The sequence below is a fragment of the Streptomyces spiralis genome, assembly GCF_014654675.1.
Lineage (GTDB): Bacteria > Actinomycetota > Actinomycetes > Streptomycetales > Streptomycetaceae > Streptomyces > Streptomyces spiralis.
Genome location: NZ_BNBC01000040.1, coordinates 24,852 through 43,416, shown reverse-complemented (window position 1 = coordinate 43,416; position 18,565 = coordinate 24,852). Strand labels below are relative to the sequence as shown.

Here is an 18,565-nt window from a genome sequence, read left to right as displayed (position 1 = left end):
TGCCGACCTTGAAGGAGCGACAACCCTCATGTCCAAGACCGAGACCCCGGCTACCGGCCTGTCAACTCAGTACGCCTCGCAGGTGGCCACTGACCTTGAGAACAACCTCAAGGAGCAAGAGCGTGTGAGCGGTGAGCTCGCCGCGCTGCAGGAGCAGTTGGCCACCCTCCAGCAGGAGCACGCCGTGTTGGTCAGCATCCAGCAGGCGCTGGGTGTGACATCGGCATCTCAGACGTCCGCGGCCCGTCGTACTGCCAGCGCTGTGCCCGCACCCCGCAAGAAGGCCACCGTCGGACCGGTCCAAGGCAAGCGGGCGCAGGCCAAGAAGTCTGCCGCCACTTCCCAGAAGTCGGCTGCCAAGAAGAGCGTCACGAAGAGCGCTGCGGACAAGACGACGCCGGCCGCGCAGCGCACCCTCGTTGAGATCGTCCGCGAGCACCTGACCGCACAGAAGGAGCCCCGCTCCGCAGCCGAGATCACCACCGCGCTGGGGCAGCAGCACCCGGAGCGCGACATCAAGAGCACCGTCGTGCGCACGACACTCGAAGGGCTGGTGGCCAAGAACCAGGCCCAACGCAGCAAGCAGGGCTCCTCCGTCTTCTACACGGCACCTGAGGTAGCGAAGGCCTCCGCAGCCGGAAAGAACAGCCAGGAGCAGCCCGCCTGACACAAGGCAGGCGCCGGCATCGGCGTCCACGGGGTCTCGTTCCACTACCCCGTGGGACGCTCCCCATCACCTGGCATGCCGGGTCCCGACTGCGGTGAAGCGGGCGGCGAGGTGATCACGGACGAGGTACTTCTTCCTCTGCGGTTGGGCGCGCGGGCATGGCAGAAGGCCGAGTCCTGACGGGGCCCAGGGGACATCCTGGGCCCCGTCCATGCCAAGTTGTGAAGGTCACAGGGACGACGGGCTATTCCAGTGCCTTGGGCACGTGCGGCAACGTCGCGGAGGGTAGCTTGAAGAGGCCGACGGTTGGATCCGCGTTCGTTTAGCTGGGCAAGCCGTGGTGGGACGGGCGCGGCTCCGCCCACCGCGCAGGGATGCCGGCCGATCTTGTGCCGACGGTGATCGGCCTTCGGCTGACGTGGGCAGGCCGCACAGGCTTCAATGGCGCCATGGCCACGCCGATACCAACAACCCCGCCCGCCGACCTGGAGATGATCGCGGGTAGCGCTGCGCTGGAGGAAGTCCTGGCGTGTCTGAGCGCGCGGCGGCCGGTGTTCCACTCCGAGGCCGATCTCCAGCACAGCTTCGCGCTCGCGGTGGGCGAGGTCGCGCAGGAGGTCCGATGCCGGCTGGAGGTACCGGTGCGCGGGAGTGACGCGTCGGAGTACCTGGACCTGCTGTGCCTGGGGCCGGCGGGCCGTACGGCAGTCGAGTTCAAGTACGTGACCCGGCAGTGGGCGGGCACAGCAGGGACGCCTCCCGAGGAGTACGCCTTGCGTGGGCACAACGCGCCGGACGTCGCGCGCAGGGAGTTCCTGCGGGACGTAGGAAGGCTGGAACGCTTCTGCGACCGTGCGGACCAGAACGGGCTGGCCGTGCTCATCACAAACGAGGCGTCCCTCTGGCGCCCCAGGCAGCGCAGGACGCCCACCAGGGACGAGGAGTTCCGCATCCACCACGGCCGCGAGCTGAGCGGAACGTTGCTGTGGGCAGGCGGCACCTTCCCGGCCAATACCCGAGTGCTGCGCGGCGCCTACACGCTCGCCTGGCGCCCATACACGCTGCTGGATGGCCCAGGAGGCGAGTTCCGCTGCCTCGCAGTGTTCGTCACTCCGAATCCAGGACAGCCCCCGCCACCGCAGGAGCGGTGAACACGGAGATGGATGTGTCGGCCCGGACGGGCGTGGGAAGCAACGGGCCTGGGTGAAATTGAGCTTCGGGCGTGCTGGGCTGGTGGGTGATCAGCGGGTGGTGTCGCGGACGAGGACGAGTTCGGTGCTCGTCCGGCGGTGGGTGGCCCGCTGCGCGGATCGGTCGGAGACGAGTGAGGCGATCGCGAGATGGGTCTCGGCGTGGGTGTCGCACGTCCGTGTGGCCGTCTCCATGTCCGCCAAGGCCGTAAACCGGTGGACAGCTCTCCGGTTCTGGGTGAGCATCACCGCGATGAACTACGAACCTCTCTCCGCCCCCAAACGCGTCCGTTTCGTCGAGCTCAGTGCAAAGGCACTGCGGGCGCTTGCCGACGGTGACCTCGCTGGCGGCAGCGCCGAGGCCGGGGTCGCCCTTGACGAACACTTCGTCGGTGAGCGAGCCCGCTGGATCTTTGGCTACCGCGCCGACCAGCTCGCCAAGGACCCCTCTGCCGCGCCCTGGATCACGCGTGCCGCGGTGTCCGAGCCGGACGGGGTCGTCGTTGGCGACGCCGGGTTCCACGGGCCGCCGGATGAGGCCGGCATGGTCGAGGTTGGCTATACAGTCGTGCCCGGGTACCGCCGCCAGGGCTATGCCCGCGCCATGCTGAGGGCGTTGCTCGTCAGGGCCGCGGCCGACCCCGACGTCAGGACCGTGCGCGCCAGGATCGGATCCGACAACACCGCCTCCCTGGCGTGCATCGAGGGCTTCGGCTTCACGCGCATCGGCGAGCAGGGGGACGAGCGCGACGGACTCACGATCATCTTCGAGGTCCCGGCAGACGCCATTCAGGCCGGGTAGTTTTACGGTCTCGGCGGACATGGTGATCGTCCCGGTCGGGCCGTGACATGAGAAGGGCCACACGGGTTGGGTGAGTTGTGAAGCTGACCTGGGCCCGTACGGCCTGTTCCCATCCTGCCCTGTCCGGCGTCTCACGCGCACATTCCGGCGAGTTCTTCGCCGAACTCGCCACGGCATGGGAGGCTGCGCGGCAGTCCGCGCTCCGCGAGGCCCGGGGCGGGGAGAGCGTTACTTGCCACCTGCCATGGTCGCGGTCAGCCAGCGCTACGACCCCGCCTTTGATGAACATACCCTCCGGTCCACGGTGGTCGCCAAGGAATAAGAGTTGGTGCCTCGGCTCACCTGCTGGTCCGGGGCGCGCGGATGCACGGGGCGCCTACAGCTCGAACTGGAGGTGCTCGATGTCGGTGATGCGCACCTCCTCCAGCTGGCCTGCGCGGCGGCCGTTGTCCTGGAAGTACACCTCCTTGAGAGCCTCGGCAGCGATCTCCCGCAGTTCCTGATCGGTGGCGCCCTGCTCCTGGGCGTTGAAGAGGCGGGCGGCGTACTGCGGCGGCAGCGCCACTGTGAGATGGCGGAGCCGGTCCTCGTCCGTGGAGCCGATCGGCGCGGTGTAGCCGATGCGGGCGCGGGTGTCGATGACGATGCCGTCGGTTGTCGCTGCCTTCTGACGGGCCTTGGCGCGGATCTGAGGCTGCCACCGCTTCTTCACCTCGTGCTTCAGACGCGCGGCGAGGTCGGAACACATAGGTAGCGAACACCGATTGAATGCGGCCCACCGCACGGGGCCACAAGGCCGTGCGGGTCGGGCGTACGCCCGACCCGCACGGCCGGGAGGTCGACGACAGGTCACGCTTGGTGCTCTGGTCATCTCATGCGCACACCAGAGTCCGTAAACCTGAACCGTCAGCCTGCCGGCGCGATCCAGAAGACCTCGCCGCGCCAATCGTCGACCCACCGTGAGCGGCACCTACGACTTCGTCACGGTCGTGACGGTGCCGGAGTCAAACTGGTTGATCGCTGACTGGGTGGCGTCGTGGGAGGTGGAGAAGATGCCCGCATCCTGCTTGGCTGCAGCCGAGGCCAACGTCACGGGCTGACCGATCGGGACGTAGTTGGCACCGTCGTAGGAGTATGAGGCGTTGAACGAGGTGCCCGATCGGGTGAGCTTCACCCAGATGGGACGGTAGATGTCGACGGTGGCGCGGGCGTCGGTGTCCAGGTACCCGTCGCCGTTTGCGTCCCACTCGAACACGACGCCGTTGCGTGCGGTGACCGCGACGACGGCATACCCAGCCGACCCTCCCGCCTTGGTCATGTCGTTGCGGACCATGACCCCGGACTTGGCCCAGGCGTTGGCGTCGTTGACCGACACGACCCGGGTGGACACGCTCGAGTCGGCGTTGAACGAGCCGGCCTGGTAGATCGAGCCGAACTGGTCGTCGTGTTGACCGCCGGCGCCCCACACATCGGCGCCGGCCGCCGCAATCCCGAAGCCATCGTCGCTCTGGCCGAAGTACGAGCTGACGGCCGAACCTCCGGCGGTGGCGAGGCCGGCTGCGACCGGCGCGTCAACCGCGCACCCGCTGAAGCCGAACTGGTTCGCGTTGAGCGACGTCCGGTACTGCGGCGCGACACCCGCCTGGCAGATCACGTCTCGTGCGTCCGCAGGCCAGTTGGCGCCGGTGACCTTCACGTTGTTGATCAGCTGGTTGTTGTGTGCCGCGGCGTTCGGCGTCGAGGCTCCGCCCGAGTTGTACCAGTTGTTCTGGATGACGTTGTCGCTGGTGTTGTTGCGGAGGCTGTACGCGTTGGTGAAGAGGAAGGAACCGCCCTGGACCACGTTGTTCTCATACGTCATCGAGCGCGAGCCCTCGTCGAGGTACAGGCCGACTCCCGAGATGTTGAACAGGTAGTTCTTGGCGACCACGGTTCCCGGGCTGGCGGAGAGGTTGTAGACCGATCCGCCGTCGGCGAAGCGTGCCTTCGTGTTGTGCACGAGGTTGCCCTCGACGCGGTTGTCCTTGAGCGTAGTCGGCGTCGTGTAGAGCGTGTTCCACTTGTAGTAGCCGCGGTCGACGTAGTCGTTCGACCCCCCGGCATCGTTGATGCCCCAACCGTAGCCGGTGTCGATGCCGTCATAGGGGACGTTGGAGACCTCATTGTGCAGGATGCGGGCGTTGGTGACATAGGTGCTGAGGATGCCGCTGTTGTCCTTGTAGTCCACCGCCACGCGATTGATCGTGTTGTTGGCGATCAGGATGTTCTGGTTGGTCATCCTCGGGTCACTGGGGTGGTGCGCGTCAGGCAGTACGCCGCCGACCGCGACGCCGTGCCCACTGTCCTCCATGAACCGGTTGCCTACCACGTCGATGTCGCTGGCGCCCAGCCCGACGCCGGTCGTCGTGGCGTTGGCGTCGTTTCCGATGCCCAGCGCCGACTGGCCGAGGTTGGTGAACGTGTTGCCGGTGAACGAGATGCGGCTCGCGGCGGAGACCTGCACGGCGGCGGGCTCCTGGTACCAGCTGGTGCGCGCTCGTTCGAACATCTCGCAGCCGCGCGAGCAACTGGTGAAGGCATCGGCGGGACGGTAGTCGTAGGCGCCCTTGATGAAGAGGCCGTTCTGCTGGTCCGCGTACCCGTCGGTCGAGGGGCCGAGCCAGGAGGTTCCGGAGAACTGGATGCCCTCGAAGGCAAGACCGGTCACCGGCTCGTCGTAGGTCCCGCCGATGCTGATCAGTGTCTGCAGGCGGGGCAGCTCGATGTCGAGCTGGTTGGGGTCGACCCCGCTCGCCGGCTTGTAGTAGAGCTTCCCGGCGCCCGGATCTATGTACCATTGGCCGACCTGGGTGAGGAAGCTCAGTGAGTTGTCGAGGTACCAGCTCGGACCGGCCAGGAAGGAGTTCTGGACGGTGTCCCAGCCCCACGTGTTGTTGTCCCACGCCGGCTGGGCCATGGTGATCTCGGTGGCACTGATGCTCTTGACCGGCGAGTAGCGGTTCGTGAAGTCGCCGAGCGACTCGAACTCGATGCGCCCCTGGTCGGGGAGCGTGGCGAGGTAGCTCAGCGCGGGGTTCTTGATGGTGAGACCGGTGGCGGTGGGAGTGACGTCCGAGTTGGCCAGGCGGATGGCGGCACGGGGGGCGATCACGCCGTTCACGTAGAGCTGGCGGGTGTCGAGGCCGCTGGGGGTGTCCGCCTCCCAGATGCCCGACCCCGCCGCCGACTTGGACCAGCCGGTGACCTTCGAGGCGCCGGTGACCACGGGGTGGGCGCCCGGGGCGGCGGTCCACTCGACGGTGTGGTCGCCGCCGCCGTCGCCGGATCCGAACCGCAGGGGCTCGGAAAGGCGGTAGGTGCCGTCGGCGAGCTGAACGGTCACGTCACCATGCTTGGCGGCCGGGCCGACAACATGCTGAGCCCGCTCGAGCGAGCACGGCTGCGACTGACTGCAGTGTCCGGAGTCCTTACCGTCCGGGGCCGCGAAGTACACCGTCCGAGGCGCGGCTTGCGCCTGCAGGGGAGTGAGCGCTGATGCGACGACGGCGCAGGCGCCGAGCGCCGCGAGGGCGCCGGCTCTGAGCCTCCGTCGTCTGCTCACCGAGCGTGTCGAGTCTGACGTCGATGTCATGTTCGATCGCTTCCTGTGATAGGGGCGTTGATGCCCGACACAGGGTTAGCATACGTATGATGTTTGCGACAAGATTCATGTGACGTATGACTTGGAATCCCGGAGGACTAGACCGTCCGGACCGGGTCCGGGACGAGACCTGTGACGTGCAGCTCCTCCCACAGCGCCGCCGGGATCTCCGCCCGGTACCGAGCGACATTGCTGCGCACGTGCTCCTCGGTGCGCATCCCCGTCACCACCGAGGCGACCGCGGGATGGCGCAACGGGTACTGGACGGCGGCGGCGGGGAGCTCGACGCCGTGCCGCTCGCAGACGGCGGCGATGCGGGCGGCGCGTTCGACGACGGCCCGCGGCGCCGCCCCGTAGTCGTAGGTCGCCGAGCCGTCCACGGACCTGGTGCTCAGCAAGCCGGAGTTGTAGACCGCCGCGGCGACGACGCCGACACCGCGGGCGGCGGCGACGGGCAGCAGTTCGTCCAGCGCCGACTGATCGAGAAGGGTGAACCGCCCCGCGACCATCACCACATCGACGTCGGTGCGCCTCACGAACTCGGCGAGCATCGCCGCCTGGTTCATGCCGGCGCCGATGGCGCCGACGACGCCCTGGTCCCGGAGTTCGGCCAGGGCGGCGATCCCGCTCGACGACGCCGGCCCCCAGTGGTCGTCCGGATCGTGCAGATAGGCGATGTCGAGCCGGTCCGTCCCGAGCCGCTCCAGCGACTCCTCCACGGAACGGAGGATCCCGTCGCGGCTGAAGTCCCAGACCCGTCTCTTCGCGGCCGGCACGACGAACCCGTCGTCGTCGAGCAGGTGACTCGTCTGCGGGCTGTCCACGAGCAGGCGCCCGGCCTTCGAGGAGAGGACCGCACCTCGCAGGGCGGTCGCGCCAAGGGCGTCCCCCAGGCGGCGTTCGGACAGCCCGAGGCCGTAGTGCGGCGCGGTGTCGAAGTAGCGGATCCCCTCCTCGGCCGCCGCCCTGACGGCGCGACACGACTCGTCGTCGGTCGTCTCGGTGAACAGGTTGCCGAACTGGGCGGCGCCCAGGCCCAACTCCGTGAGCTGGTGCCCGGTGCGCAGTCCCCGGGTCGGCAGCGTCCGTTCCATGGATGTGTGGTCGCGTGGCGGTGGATTGCTGGTCACGAGGGAGGAGTGTAATCACTAGAGCATACGTATGATGTTTGCTGCTAGGCTGCGCGGGCTGTGGGCCGGAACGGCCCGCGACATAGCGAGGAGGAGCCGATCGGTATGTTGGCGGCAAGTTACACAGGCGCGCGCACAATGGCGGTAGAGGAGCGGGAACCGGCCGAGCCGGGTCCGGGCGAGGTCCGGGTCGCCGTGGCCTACGTCGGCATCTGCGGCACAGATCTCCACGTGTTCCATGGGGACATGGACGGCCGGGTCAGCAAGCCGGCGACGATCGGGCACGAGATGTCGGGCACGGTCGTCGCCCTGGGCGCCGGCGTGGAGGGCTGGTCGGTGGGTGACGCCGTGACCGTCATGCCGCTGGCCTGGGACGGCACGTGTCCGGCCTGCCGTGCGGGGAACGAGCACATCTGCCAGAACCTGGACTTCATCGGCATCGACAGCCCCGGAGCCCTTCAGGAGTTCTGGAACGTACCGGCGTGGACACTCGTGCGGCTGCCCTCGGAGATCCCGCTGCGGGACGCCGCGCTGGTGGAGCCCGTCGCGGTGGCGGTTCACGACGTACGGCGTTCCGAACTTGCCGCGGGCGACAAGGCGGTCGTCATCGGTGCGGGCCCCATCGGTGTTCTCATCGCCACCGTCGCCGCCGCGTCCGGTGCCGAGGTCGTGGTCGCCGAGATCGACCCCACCCGGCGGGCCGCCGCCGAGGAGATGGGGCTGACGACCCTGGACCCCTCGTCGGTCGACCAGGTTGCCTGGGTGGCGGAGTGGACGGACGGCGCCGGAGCGGACGTCGTGTTCGAGGTCTCCGGCTCGGCCGCCGCCGTGCTCGGCGCGACCAGCCTGGCCAGGGTCCGCGGCACCCTCGTGGTGGTGGCCATCCACCCGCAACCGCGCCCCGTCGACCTGCACCGCGTGTTCTGGCGGGAGCTGAGGTTGCTCGGTGCACGGGTCTACCAGCGCCACGACTTCGAGCGCGCCATCGAGCTCCTGGCCGAGGGCGCCATCCCGGCCGAGAAGCTCATCACGCGCATCGTGCCCCTGACCGAGGTCCAGTCGGCCTTCGGCGTCCTCGAGGCCGGGCAGGCGATGAAGCTGCTCGTCGAGGTGAGCGCGTCATGAACCCGTTCGACCTGACCGGGCGCCTCGCTGTCGTGACGGGCGCCAAGCGCGGCATCGGATTCGCCGTAGCCGAGGCCCTGGCCGCTGCCGGTGCCGACATCGTCGGGGTCTCCGCCACCCTCGATCCGGAGTCATCGGCGATCGGCGACCGCGTGCGCCGGCTCGGCCGCGCGTTCTCGGGACACCGCGTCGACTTCGCGGACCGGGGGCAGGTGACCCGGTTCGCCGAGCAACTCGCCGCGGGCGACCGCCCGGTGGACATCCTGGTCAACAACGCCGGGACCATCCGCCGCGCTCCGGCCGCCGAGCACCCCGTGGAGTGGTTCGACGAGGTGCTCGAAGTCGACCTCACGAGCACGTTCGTGCTCAGCCAGGTTCTCGGGCGACGGATGCTGGAGGCACGGCACGGACGCATCGTCTTCACCGCCTCCCTGCTGTCGTTCCAGGGCGGGATCAACGTGCCCGGCTACGCGGCCGCCAAGTCCGGCGTGGCGGGCCTGGTCCGCGCACTGTCGAACGAGTGGGCCGGACACGGCGTGACGGTGAACGGCATCGCCCCGGGCTACATCGCGACGGACAACACCCAGGCCCTCCAGGACGACCCCGACCGGTCCCGCGCGATCCTCGAGCGGATACCGGCAGGGCGGTGGGGAACGGCGGAGGACATCGCGGGAGCTGCCGTCTTCCTGGCGTCGGACGCCGCGCGCTATGTCTCCGGAACGGTTCTGCCCGTCGACGGTGGCTGGCTCGGCCGATGAGGGCTGCCTGACGGACGGGCACGTGCCAACCCCCGGGGTCGACGGGACCGGTTCGCGCCGCCGGCGTCGGCGACCTCCACGAGTCGGCCGACGCCGGCGGTGCGGCCGGTGCACGGACAGCACCGTTGACCTGGGTCCCGGCCGCCTCGGCATCGAGGCGGCCGGGGCAGGACGCGTCGGAGCCGACGGCCCCGGGCGGCGGCTCGTTGCGCACCCCACACCACGAGAGCGAGGTTCCACCGCTCTGGAAGCGCCACGTCACCGGATCCGGTTCGCCGTGTTCGGCACGGACGTCGTGCCGGGCCGGCCCACGCTCGCGCAGGGCTTCGCCGGCGGGACCGCCGTCGGCGTCAGGCGGACAAAGAGGCTGACACGCCCGCGCGGATCGCTGCGCGCAGCCCAGTCGTAAAACTCCTCGGTCACCCGGTGGCCGCCGCGGAGGAACACCCAGACCCCGCCCTACGGCCGAAAATCGACGGGTGCCGCCCGCACTTGACGCCGCTGTGCGGATCGCGCCCGGCATCGCCCGGTGGGAGCGGGCCTCCGCTGCCCCGCCCTGATCGTGCAACCGGGCGGACACCGGCCGGTCCCCCGCCCGCCTGCCCGAGGCGGACCGGCGGACGCGGTCCGCAGGCCCGGGGCCGCGTCCCGGACAGGGGGCGACTGAACCACCCCTTCGACGCGGCCGAGTTGAGCTCCACCGCTGTGAGCACGTAGGACGCGGCGAGAGGGTCTCCTGGAGCCAAGTCGGCTCACGCCCCCAACTGCCAATGGACCCTACCCTCACGCCCGCGGGCGACGGCGACCACCCGCACCGGCCCGCCGTTCGACGTACCCGTCAAATCGGAACAGCAACGGCCACTCAAGGTGATGACAAACATCATACGTATGCCCTACAGTCCTGGCGCGGAGTCGTCAACGAAGTCGACAAGACAAGGACATCTCATGGCCGGAATCCACACTGCGGTGCGCTCGCGCCGTAAAACGTCGACCGCCGCCGTCATAGGCGCCGCGACGGCGCTCCTCGCCCTCTCCGGTTGCGGCGGCGGGGGCACCGCGGCGAACGGCGCGTACGGCTTTCCCGAGGCCAAGCAGGAGGCCTCCTCGACGATCACCGTCTGGGTGGACGCGGACCGGCAGGCCGCCGCGAAGGCGTTCCAGAGGGCGAACCCGAACACCAAGATCAAGGTCGTCACCTACGACGGGTCGGCCAACGGGTCCAACTCCTTCCGGACGAAGATGCAGCTCTTCGACCGCGCCGGCAGCGGCTGGCCCGACGTCGTCTTCTCCAGCCAGAACAACGACGCGGCATGGGCCAGCCAGAAGAGCGGCGGCAAGCAGGCGTTCGCGGCCGTGCTGGACAAGGGCCTCGTCCCCAAGGACACGCTCGGCAACTTCACCGAAGGCTCGCTCAACCCCTGCACGGTGGACGGCCACGTGTACTGCCTGCGCAACGACCTCGCCCAGGCGGTGCTCTGGTACAACAAGTCCCTGCTGGACAAGTTCGGCTACGCCGTCCCCACCACGTGGGAGGAGTACCAGGCGCTCGGGGAGAAGGTCGCCAAGGAGCACCCCGGCTACATCATCGGAACGGCCGGCGACGCCTGGACGCCCGAGGTGTTCATGTGGGGGAGCAAGTGCCAGGCCAATGACGTGCCCGGCCCCAAGTCCCTCACCGTGAAGACCGACTCGACCGAGTGCAAGCGGGCGGCCTCGCTGCTCGACGCCCTCCGTGACAACGGAACCGTTCCGACGGTCAGCGTGTTCACCCCCGAGTTCCTGAAGAAGTACTCGGGCAAGGTGCTGATGATGCCGGGTCCGGCCTGGTACGCCGGCGCGATCTTCAACAACCCCCAGTCGCTCAACGTGCCGGCCGGCCAGCTCGGCGTCGCCGCGCCGCTGCCGTGGAAGGGCGAGAGCGGGCCGGTGACGGGCAACGTGGGTGGCGGAACCTGGTTCGTCTCCAGCCATTCGAAGAACCTGAAGGCCGCTGAGAAGTTCGTCCAGTTCGTCACCACCGCCGACGAGTACCAGGTCGACGTCGCACCGGGTTACCCGGCGTACGCGCCCGCCGCACAGAAGTGGGTCGCCAAGCAGGAGGCGAGCAAGTACTACGCCACCTCGCTGCAGCCGGTGGTGACCGCGGCGTCGCAGGTCTGGGACGGCTGGGGCTACCCCATGTTCAGCCAGGAGGCGATCTGGGCCAAGACCATCACCCCGGGGATCACCGGCGGCAAGTCGATCGTGGACCTGCTGCCGACCTGGCAGACGGCCATCGAGAACCAGGCCAAGGTCAACGGATACAAGGTGAACTGACATGACCCTGGCTCCTCCGAGTGGCCGGCCGGCCGCTGACGCCTCCGGGCGTCGGCGGCCGGGCCGGGGCAGCGGCCGGGCGGCCGGCCGCGCCTCCGCTCGCAGTCCGATCGGCTATCTCTTCGTCTCGCCCTACACGTTGCTCACCGTCGTCTTCGGGATCGCGCCGTCGCTCTACGCCGTGGTCCTGGCCTTCACGAACGCCGACGGCGGATTCGCGGGCATCGACAACTTCACCACGGTCGTCGGCGACTTCCGGTTCTGGCCGGCCGTGTTCCACGTGACCACCTATCTCATCATCTGGCTCCTCGGCCTGGTCGTGTTCGTCGTCGGCCTGGCTCTGGTGGTCCACGCCATCGGCGTGCGATGGGTGAGCACGACCCTGCGCTTCGTCTACTACCTGCCCGGCGCGCTCGCGGGCGCGTCCAGCGTCCTGTTGTGGCTCTTCGTCCTCGATCCGACAGCGAGCCCGGTCAGCGGTCTGCTCAAGGCCATGGGGTTCGACAGCTTCGTGCAGGTGATCCAGCCCGGCCACCTTCCGGCGATCTTCGCGATCATCGCGTTCTGGACCGGAGCCGGCGGATGGATCCTCATCATGCACGGCGCCCTCAACAACATCAGCACCGAGGTGATCGAGGCCGCACGCATCGACGGTGCGAACGCCGTCCAGATCGCGCTGCGGATCCAGCTTCCGATGCTGCGCAAGTGGGTCGCATACATGGGCGTCATGTCACTTGCGGCCGGCACCCAGCTGTTCGTCGAACCGCAACTGCTCAGCCAGGCCAGCAACGCGGTGGTGCCGAACGACTACTCGCTCAACCAGTTGGCCTACCAGTACGCCTTCCAGCAGAACGACTTCAACGGCGCGGCCGCGATCTCGCTGATCCTGCTGGTCGTCGCACTCCTGCTGTCCTGGGTGTTCGTGACCCGCGGCGGCCTGTTCGAGAAGGAATGACCATGGCAGCACTCTCCGCCGCACGCCGCCGGCCGAGCCTCAGCGGGTGGAGCGGCCGGTCCATCGTAGGCGTCCTCCTCGCCGTCTTCGTCCTGTTCTTCGCCGTCCCGATCGTCTGGCTGCTCCTCGCGGTCGGGAAGTCCTCGAAGTCTCTCGTCGTCGCGGACCCGTTCTCGCTCGGGTCGTGGTCGGACCTCGTCGCCAACTGGCACCAGCTGTTCGACTTCCAGGACGGTGCGGTGACGACCTGGATCGGGAACTCCGCGCTGTACGCGATCGGCGCTCTGGTGATCACGCTTGTCGTGAGCATCCCCGCCGGCTACGCCCTCGCGCTCACGGAGTTCAGGCTTCGGCAGGCGCTGCTGGTGCTGACGCTCGTCGTCATGCTGATCCCCAACACCGCACTGGTGCTGCCCATCTTCCTCGAACTGAACAGCGTCGGCCTGATCGGGAGCCCGCTGTCGGTGATCCTGCCCATGTCGTTCTTCCCGTTCGGCGTCTATCTCACCTACATCTACTTCTCGACCAGCATCCCTCGCGACATCCTCGCCGCCGCGCGCATCGACGGCTGCAACGGGTTCCAGGTCTTCACCCGGGTCGCCCTTCCGCTGGCCGCCCCGATCGTCGCCCTGGTGGCGTTCTTCAGCTTCGTACAGAACTGGAACAACTTCTTCCTCCCGTTCGTGATGCTGCCTTCGAGCGACGGCTATCCGATCCAGGTCGGGCTCACCTCGCTCCTGGCGTCAACCCCGGCCTTCAATCCCAGCTCCGCGGGATCCGACTCCGTCCAGCTGCCCACCTTGGCGCTGGGGACGATCGTGTCGATCCTGCCCGTCCTGGTCGTCTTCCTGTTCTCCCAGCGATTCCTGGTCGCAGGCATGACAGCCGGAGGAACCAAGGAATGACCACTCGCACTTGCAAGGAGAACCATCGCCGATGAAGATCACCGGGTACCGCAGTCTGAACACCGTTCACGACTGGGGCAGAATCACCGGGGACGTCAACGGCGTCCAGCCCGGCCACGCCACGCCGGTCCCTGTCCTCATCATCGAGACCGACAGCGGAATCGAGGGAGTGGGCCTCGGGGCCCATGCCGACATCGCCCGTGTCTTCCCCGCGATCGAGGGCGACGACCCGCGCTCGGTCATGGCGCTCTACGACCGCATGCTCGACTGGGTGTTCAAGGCCGGTCACTCGGGATCCACCTTCGGCACCATCGGCGCCGTCGACATGGCCCTCTGGGACATCAAGGCCAAGGCTGCCGACGAGCCGCTCTGGCGGACCCTCGGGGCCCGCGAGCGCTTCGTCCCTGGGTATGCGTCCGGTCTCGAGTACGGCCTGACCGACGAGGACCTCGCCGTCCTCTACGGCCGGTTCGCGGACCGAGGGTTCAAGGCCGGCAAGCTCAAGGGCGGCCGCGACCTCGACCGCGACCTGCCCCGGCTGGAGATCATGCGCGACGTCCTCAGCCGCAACTCCCGCCGGCCGGCGCTCATGTTCGACGCCAACGAGTCGTGGAACCACGCCCAGGCGGCCCGGTATGTCGCGGCCATCGAAGAGCGCATGGACCTCACCTGGGTGGAGGAACCGCTGCGCCGATGGGATGCGGCCGGAATGGCCGCGCTGCGCGGGAAGGTGCGGGCGGCGATCGCAAGCGGCGAGAACCTGACCGGGCTGGAGCAGTACCGCCCTCTGCTCGACGCCAACGCGGTCGACATCGTGCAGGTCGGCAACGTGTGGGGGATCACCCACCTCCTCCGCGTCGCGACGCTCGCGCACGCCCACGACCTGCCGGTGAGCCCCGTGGCGTACAACGCGAACCCGGTGGCGCACGCCGCCGCCGCCGTACCGAACCTGCTGACCTTCGAAGTCCAGGACCTTCACTTCCCCGTCGGTCTCGACGTCGACCAGCAGTTCGACGACGGAGGCATCGTCCTGGGCGATCGCCCAGGCATCGGGATCGTCGTCGACGAGTCCCAGATGTCACCGGCCGACGCCGCTGCGCCCCGGCCCGCGGCGACCGGACCGCACATCCGGCCCGAACGCGCCGCCCTGCGGCTGGTGGCCGAACCAGACGTGATCGACGACCCGACGCACCGCGGAGGCCGAACCCGATGACCCGTCGACCCGAGCGCAGGGCCTTCGTCGTAGGTGTGCGGCCCGACAAGCGCGAGGAGTACCTGGCGCTGCACCGTGCCGTCTGGCCGAGCGTCGAGCGCAAGCTCACCGAGTGCAACGTGCGCAACTACAGCATCTTCATCTTCGGCGACATCCTTTTCGCCTACTACGAGTACGTCGGCGACGATCACGAGGCGGACATGCGGCGGATCGCCGAGGACCCGGATTCGCAGGAATGGTGGACGCACACCGACCCGTGCCAGGTGAGAATCGCGGAGGAGCGTGATCCCGGGGCGCTGTGGCAGCCCATCGACGAAGTGTGGCACCTCGCATGAATGCCGGCATCGACGCCCACGTGCACCTGTGGAACCGGGCCGTGGACCCGCAGGACTGGATCGACCCGGAGACCATGGCGCCGATCGCCCGCGACTTCGGCGCCCCCGATCTGAGCGCGATGCTGGACTCGACCGGTCTCGACGGTGCCGTGGTGGTGCAGTCGAGCAACAGCCTCGACGAGAGCATCCGGCTCGCCGGGCTGGACTCGCCAGCCGTCGCCGGCCTCGTCGCGTGGGTCGATCTCGCGGCGGAGGTCGGACCCCAGCTCGACCGGATCCGCGAGAACGCCGCTGTCCCCGTCGTCGGGGTGCGGCATCTGGTCCACATCGACCCGGACCCGGAGTGGATGACGCGCAAGGAGATCGGTGCGGGCCTCGCCGTCCTCGAGCGGGAGGGCCTCTGCTTCGACCTCGTCGTGCGTGAGTGGCAGCTCCCGCAGGCGACGCGTCTGGCCGCGCGCCACAGCGGCCTCCGCTTCGTGCTCGATCACCTGGGCGGTCCGCCCGGACCCGGGCAAGACAGGACAACATGGACGGCGCGACTGCGGGAGCTCGCGCGGCAGCCGAATGTCGTCGCGAAGGTCTCGGGACTCACGTCGGGCCTCGCCCCCGGATCATGGCGCGCGGACGATCTCGCCGCCCCGGTGATGATCGCTCTGGGACACTTCGGCGCCGACCGTCTGCTCTACGGCTCCGACTGGCCGCTGGCCGAACTGGGCGGCGGAGCGGCGCCCTGGAAGTCCGCTCTGGAGACGCTGCTGGAGGGGCTTTCCCCCTCGGAACGCGCGCGGGTGTTCGGCGGCAACGCCGCCGACGTCTACTCGCTGTCCTGATCGAGCGCCCGGCCGCGCGCCCTCGGCGCGTGGTCGGGCAGCCGGCGGCGCTCCCACGAGACGTGGATGTGATCGTGCATCGCCTTCTGAGCGGCGGCGACGTCCTTCCTGGAGATGGCATCCAGGATCGCCGCGTGTTCCTGCAGCGTCAGCTCGACCGCGTCAGGGGGGTTGATGCCCTGGTAGCGGCTGGACTCCACGGCCCGCTTGTACAGATGCTTGGCGATGTTCTCCGCCAGCCGGTTGCCGGAGATCTCCATGAGCGCGTAGTGGAACACCACATCCGCCTGCCGGAAGGAGTCCGTCTCGGACTCGCTTTCACGCATCGCGGTCAACGCGTTCTCCAGCCTCCTCAACTCATCTGCGCTGCGAGAACCGGCAACCGCGCCCGCCATCGCCGACTCGAGGCTCGCCCGCACGATCGTCAGCTCGTCAAGGACACCGAGCGTCTCATCGTTGTCGATCAACGCGGACAGCACCACCGGATCGAGCATGTTCCAGTAGCCCGGCGCCCGCACCTGGGTGCCTCGACCCTGGGAAACGATCACAAGGCCCTTCTCCTCGAGCCGCTTCACCGATTCACGCAGCACCGTGCGACTCACGCCGAAGTGTTCGCTCAGCGGACCCTCCGGGGGCAGCAACTCGCCTTCCTTCAACTGGCCCGTCACAATGAGGTCGACGAGCTCGGAAACGACTGCAACACCCAAACGGCTGGCAGGCAGGCGTCGCGGGATCAGACGGGTTGCGGATTGCGACTCGGTTGCCATACGTATGACCTTATCGCGCAAGCAATCCGCTGTCGAAGAGGTTCCTGGCTCACGACACGTCGTCGACGCTCGCCCCATACAGGTGACCGCCGGGTCATCGACAACGGCAAGATCATGTCGTCCACGGACAGCCCCGACGGCGCCTTCATGGCGGCCTCGGTCACCGACGGTGACGCGGCGCTTGTCATCGTGGGCCTGAAGTCCTCGAAGGTGGTCCAGCGCATCGGCACCAACGCGGCCGACGAGCTGAGAATCAGCGCCGCGACGTGGGCCAGGAAGGTCCCGTGTACTCGCCCGACGGCAAGTGCTCTGGCTGGGCCGGGGCAACGGCTGCACCAAGTTCGCCGTGAACGCGGACGGCACGCTGTCCAACCCGCAGGACATCACGATCGCGGCGAGCGGCGGCCACCAGGCGCTGTCGGTCGCGGCCGGCTTCTCGGCCGACGGCTCCACCATGTACGCCGCCGTCAACGGCCAGAACCGCGTGGTCGCCCTCGACGCCGCGACCCGGGTACGGCTTGGCCCAGTTGGATGCCGAGCAATGCTCAAGACCTGTCGATCGGCCTGGGGCGGGGTGCCTCGCGGAATACGGATGACGTACCTTCCCGGGTGACCGACTCAAGGTCACCGACTAGGCCCGCCCGCGTTGGCGCGCCACATCGGGAGGGGCGATGGTGGAGTCCGTGACCGAAGGGGGCGGGGCGCAGGCCGACACCGACGCGGTGTGGCAGCCCGTCGTCGAACTCTGCGAATCACTCGCCGCAGAACTGCCCACGGTGATCCCGAAGATCGTGAACCGCATACGGCTCGAGGTCCCGAGCTATCAGATCGTGGACCGCGAGCAGCAGGAACGCGACGTCACCCGCCACTACCAGGGACTGCTGACCGGCTTGGCCGCACGCCGCTCGCCCACCCGCGAAGAGGTCGAGGCCGCGCTTGCCCTCGGAGCCGAACGCGCGGCCACCGGCTTGCCGCTGCACGCCCTCGTCGAGGCCTACCACGTCGGCTATCGCGAGATGTGGAACGTACTGCTCGCCCGCGCGCAGTCGCACGACACCCGGGCCGGCGCGCAACTCGTCTCGATCGTCGGGATGGTCTGGACGTGGGTGCAGCATTCCAGCAGCGCGGCCGCCGAGGCGTACGGCGTCGCCGTCCGCGCCGCCGATGCCACGCTCCTGCGGCTGACCCACCAGTTCCTCGACGGCCTTGCCTCCGCCGCGCCCGCAGGTGTCGACCTCGAGCAACTGGCTGCCGCCCTCACCTTCGACCCGGCCGGCGAGTTCCAGGCGCTGTGCTCACCGGCCGAGGACTGGCCCGACGAGCGCATGATGGATCTGCGGCACCACCGATGGCCGGGCACGCTGCGCTGCGCGACCCGCGGCAACCTCATGATCGCCCTGGTCCAGGGCATCTCGTCGCAGGCCGTGGTCGAAGCGGCCCAGCGGCAGAACCCTGATGCGAGCTTCGGCATCGGCCTGCCGCGGACCGGGCTCGCCGGCGCCGCGATGAGCATGGCGGACGCGAGAGCGGCGCTGTCGCTAGCGGATCCGGGACAGGTGAAATCCTTTGCCGACCACTGGCTGCTCGCCACCTTGGCGCCCACCGCACAGCGCTTCGCGGTGCTGCTCGAGCCGCGCCGACAGGCCGCGCAACAACACCCTGACCTGGCAGAGACAGTGCTCAAGTTCGCCGAGAACGGCTTCTCACTCACCGCGACCGCCCGCGTCCTGCACGTGCATCCGAACACCGTGAAGTACCGCCTGCAGCGCTGGCAGCAAATCACCGATTGGGACGTACGCACCTGGCAAGGACTGTCGTCCACCATCATCGCGCTCGGCCTGCCGACGCTCTGAGTGAACCGTTTTCATCCTGCCCTGCACGGGTGATGGTGCAGGTCAGCGGGGTGGTGTGACGAGGCGAGGCTCCTGG

The 18,565-nt window shown here is 68.6% G+C and carries 17 protein-coding genes and 1 pseudogene; 13 read left to right on the top strand and 5 right to left on the bottom strand.

The genetic code is table 11. The features are described 5' to 3' along the window. Nucleotides 1-28 precede the first annotated feature (28 nt). Together IE318_RS32435 and IE318_RS32430 are read left to right on the top strand one after the other, a co-directional pair. A complete protein-coding gene (locus IE318_RS32435) occupies nucleotides 29-667 on the top strand; it encodes a hypothetical protein (RefSeq protein WP_189906083.1) in 639 nt (212 codons plus the stop codon). Between the two features lie 449 nt (nucleotides 668-1,116). Further along, nucleotides 1,117-1,818, top strand: coding sequence for a hypothetical protein (locus IE318_RS32430; RefSeq protein WP_229903892.1), 702 nt, complete (start codon nucleotides 1,117-1,119; stop codon nucleotides 1,816-1,818). A gap of 90 nt (nucleotides 1,819-1,908) precedes the next feature. On the opposite strand, the gene IE318_RS32425 is transcribed toward IE318_RS32430, so the two are convergent. Further along, the gene (locus IE318_RS32425; protein WP_189906081.1) at nucleotides 1,909-2,052 is read right to left on the bottom strand and encodes a hypothetical protein; all 144 of its coding nucleotides are present in this window, start codon (nucleotides 2,050-2,052) and stop codon (nucleotides 1,909-1,911) included. Nucleotides 2,053-2,110: 58 nt separating this feature from the next. On the opposite strand from IE318_RS32425, the gene IE318_RS32420 reads away from it, so the two are divergent. Further along, nucleotides 2,111-2,659, top strand: coding sequence for a GNAT family N-acetyltransferase (locus IE318_RS32420; protein WP_189906079.1), 549 nt, complete (start codon nucleotides 2,111-2,113; stop codon nucleotides 2,657-2,659). A gap of 376 nt (nucleotides 2,660-3,035) precedes the next feature. On the opposite strand, the pseudogene tpg reads toward IE318_RS32420, so the two are convergent. The 3 genes and pseudogenes from tpg to IE318_RS32405 all read right to left on the bottom strand — a co-directional run. Further along, nucleotides 3,036-3,398 (bottom strand): annotated as a pseudogene (gene tpg, locus IE318_RS32415) (telomere-protecting terminal protein Tpg); the annotation flags it as partial. Nucleotides 3,399-3,629: 231 nt separating this feature from the next. Beyond that, complete coding sequence (locus tag IE318_RS32410; RefSeq protein ID WP_189906077.1) at nucleotides 3,630-6,041, bottom strand: right-handed parallel beta-helix repeat-containing protein; 2,412 nt, start codon at nucleotides 6,039-6,041, stop codon at nucleotides 3,630-3,632. Nucleotides 6,042-6,397: 356 nt separating this feature from the next. After that, nucleotides 6,398-7,393 (bottom strand): aldo/keto reductase, encoded by a 996-nt coding sequence (locus tag IE318_RS32405; protein WP_189906143.1) that lies wholly within the window; start codon nucleotides 7,391-7,393, stop codon nucleotides 6,398-6,400. Between the two features lie 141 nt (nucleotides 7,394-7,534). Here IE318_RS32405 and IE318_RS32400 point away from each other — a divergent pair, with 141 nt between their 5' ends. The 8 genes from IE318_RS32400 to IE318_RS32365 all read left to right on the top strand — a co-directional run bounded on the left by IE318_RS32400 (nucleotide 7,535) and on the right by IE318_RS32365 (nucleotide 15,869). Beyond that, nucleotides 7,535-8,554, top strand: a complete 1,020-nt coding sequence (locus IE318_RS32400) for a (R,R)-butanediol dehydrogenase (RefSeq protein WP_030181650.1) — start codon at nucleotides 7,535-7,537, stop codon at nucleotides 8,552-8,554. Further along, nucleotides 8,551-9,312 (top strand): SDR family oxidoreductase, encoded by a 762-nt coding sequence (locus IE318_RS32395; RefSeq protein ID WP_189906075.1) that lies wholly within the window; start codon nucleotides 8,551-8,553, stop codon nucleotides 9,310-9,312. Before IE318_RS32400 ends, IE318_RS32395 begins: the two co-directional genes overlap by 4 nt. A gap of 945 nt (nucleotides 9,313-10,257) precedes the next feature. Beyond that, nucleotides 10,258-11,628 (top strand): ABC transporter substrate-binding protein, encoded by a 1,371-nt coding sequence (locus IE318_RS32390; protein WP_189906073.1) that lies wholly within the window; start codon nucleotides 10,258-10,260, stop codon nucleotides 11,626-11,628. A gap of 1 nt (nucleotide 11,629) precedes the next feature. After that, nucleotides 11,630-12,583 carry a carbohydrate ABC transporter permease gene (locus IE318_RS32385; protein WP_189906071.1) on the top strand — a complete coding sequence of 318 codons (954 nt, stop codon included), beginning with the start codon at nucleotides 11,630-11,632 and terminating at the stop codon, nucleotides 12,581-12,583. Nucleotides 12,584-12,585: 2 nt separating this feature from the next. Continuing rightward, nucleotides 12,586-13,488 carry a carbohydrate ABC transporter permease gene (locus tag IE318_RS32380; RefSeq protein WP_229903890.1) on the top strand — a complete coding sequence of 301 codons (903 nt, stop codon included), beginning with the start codon at nucleotides 12,586-12,588 and terminating at the stop codon, nucleotides 13,486-13,488. A gap of 31 nt (nucleotides 13,489-13,519) precedes the next feature. After that, nucleotides 13,520-14,701 (top strand): mandelate racemase/muconate lactonizing enzyme family protein, encoded by a 1,182-nt coding sequence (locus IE318_RS32375; RefSeq protein ID WP_189906067.1) that lies wholly within the window; start codon nucleotides 13,520-13,522, stop codon nucleotides 14,699-14,701. Beyond that, nucleotides 14,698-15,036: an L-rhamnose mutarotase gene (locus IE318_RS32370; RefSeq protein WP_189906065.1), complete on the top strand. Its 339-nt coding sequence runs from the start codon at nucleotides 14,698-14,700 to the stop codon at nucleotides 15,034-15,036. Before IE318_RS32375 ends, IE318_RS32370 begins: the two co-directional genes overlap by 4 nt. Continuing rightward, nucleotides 15,033-15,869, top strand: coding sequence for an amidohydrolase family protein (locus IE318_RS32365; RefSeq protein ID WP_189906064.1), 837 nt, complete (start codon nucleotides 15,033-15,035; stop codon nucleotides 15,867-15,869). The genes IE318_RS32370 and IE318_RS32365 overlap by 4 nt, the downstream gene beginning before the upstream one ends. Here the strand turns inward: IE318_RS32365 and IE318_RS32360 are convergent. Continuing rightward, on the bottom strand, nucleotides 15,854-16,636 hold the full coding sequence (locus IE318_RS32360; RefSeq protein ID WP_030181674.1) for a FadR/GntR family transcriptional regulator: 783 nt from the start codon (nucleotides 16,634-16,636) through the stop codon (nucleotides 15,854-15,856). The two genes, IE318_RS32365 and IE318_RS32360, sit on opposite strands and share 16 nt — an antisense overlap. Before the next feature lie 304 nt (nucleotides 16,637-16,940). Between IE318_RS32360 and IE318_RS46680 the strand changes: the two genes are divergently transcribed. Together IE318_RS46680 and IE318_RS32350 are read left to right on the top strand one after the other, a co-directional pair. Continuing rightward, a complete protein-coding gene (locus IE318_RS46680) occupies nucleotides 16,941-17,249 on the top strand; it encodes a hypothetical protein (RefSeq protein ID WP_189906062.1) in 309 nt (102 codons plus the stop codon). A gap of 58 nt (nucleotides 17,250-17,307) precedes the next feature. Next, nucleotides 17,308-18,489, top strand: a complete 1,182-nt coding sequence (locus IE318_RS32350; RefSeq protein ID WP_189906060.1) for a PucR family transcriptional regulator — start codon at nucleotides 17,308-17,310, stop codon at nucleotides 18,487-18,489. Nucleotides 18,490-18,565: the final 76 nt, after the last annotated feature.

Coding starts and splice junctions, on each gene's coding strand:
- IE318_RS32365 (WP_189906064.1), top strand. CDS start 15,033: ATGAATGCCGGCATCGACGCCCACGTGCACCTGTGGAACCGGGCCGTG.
- IE318_RS32435 (WP_189906083.1), top strand. CDS start 29: ATGTCCAAGACCGAGACCCCGGCTACCGGCCTGTCAACTCAGTACGCC.
- IE318_RS32385 (WP_189906071.1), top strand. CDS start 11,630: ATGACCCTGGCTCCTCCGAGTGGCCGGCCGGCCGCTGACGCCTCCGGG.
- IE318_RS32395 (WP_189906075.1), top strand. CDS start 8,551: ATGAACCCGTTCGACCTGACCGGGCGCCTCGCTGTCGTGACGGGCGCC.
- IE318_RS32370 (WP_189906065.1), top strand. CDS start 14,698: ATGACCCGTCGACCCGAGCGCAGGGCCTTCGTCGTAGGTGTGCGGCCC.
- IE318_RS32425 (WP_189906081.1), bottom strand. CDS start 2,052: ATGGAGACGGCCACACGGACGTGCGACACCCACGCCGAGACCCATCTC.
- IE318_RS32360 (WP_030181674.1), bottom strand. CDS start 16,636: ATGGCAACCGAGTCGCAATCCGCAACCCGTCTGATCCCGCGACGCCTG.
- IE318_RS32405 (WP_189906143.1), bottom strand. CDS start 7,393: ATGGAACGGACGCTGCCGACCCGGGGACTGCGCACCGGGCACCAGCTC.
- IE318_RS32380 (WP_229903890.1), top strand. CDS start 12,586: ATGGCAGCACTCTCCGCCGCACGCCGCCGGCCGAGCCTCAGCGGGTGG.
- IE318_RS32350 (WP_189906060.1), top strand. CDS start 17,308: ATGGTGGAGTCCGTGACCGAAGGGGGCGGGGCGCAGGCCGACACCGAC.
- IE318_RS32400 (WP_030181650.1), top strand. CDS start 7,535: ATGTTGGCGGCAAGTTACACAGGCGCGCGCACAATGGCGGTAGAGGAG.
- IE318_RS32420 (WP_189906079.1), top strand. CDS start 2,111: ATGAACTACGAACCTCTCTCCGCCCCCAAACGCGTCCGTTTCGTCGAG.
- IE318_RS32430 (WP_229903892.1), top strand. CDS start 1,117: ATGGCCACGCCGATACCAACAACCCCGCCCGCCGACCTGGAGATGATC.
- IE318_RS32390 (WP_189906073.1), top strand. CDS start 10,258: ATGGCCGGAATCCACACTGCGGTGCGCTCGCGCCGTAAAACGTCGACC.
- IE318_RS32375 (WP_189906067.1), top strand. CDS start 13,520: ATGAAGATCACCGGGTACCGCAGTCTGAACACCGTTCACGACTGGGGC.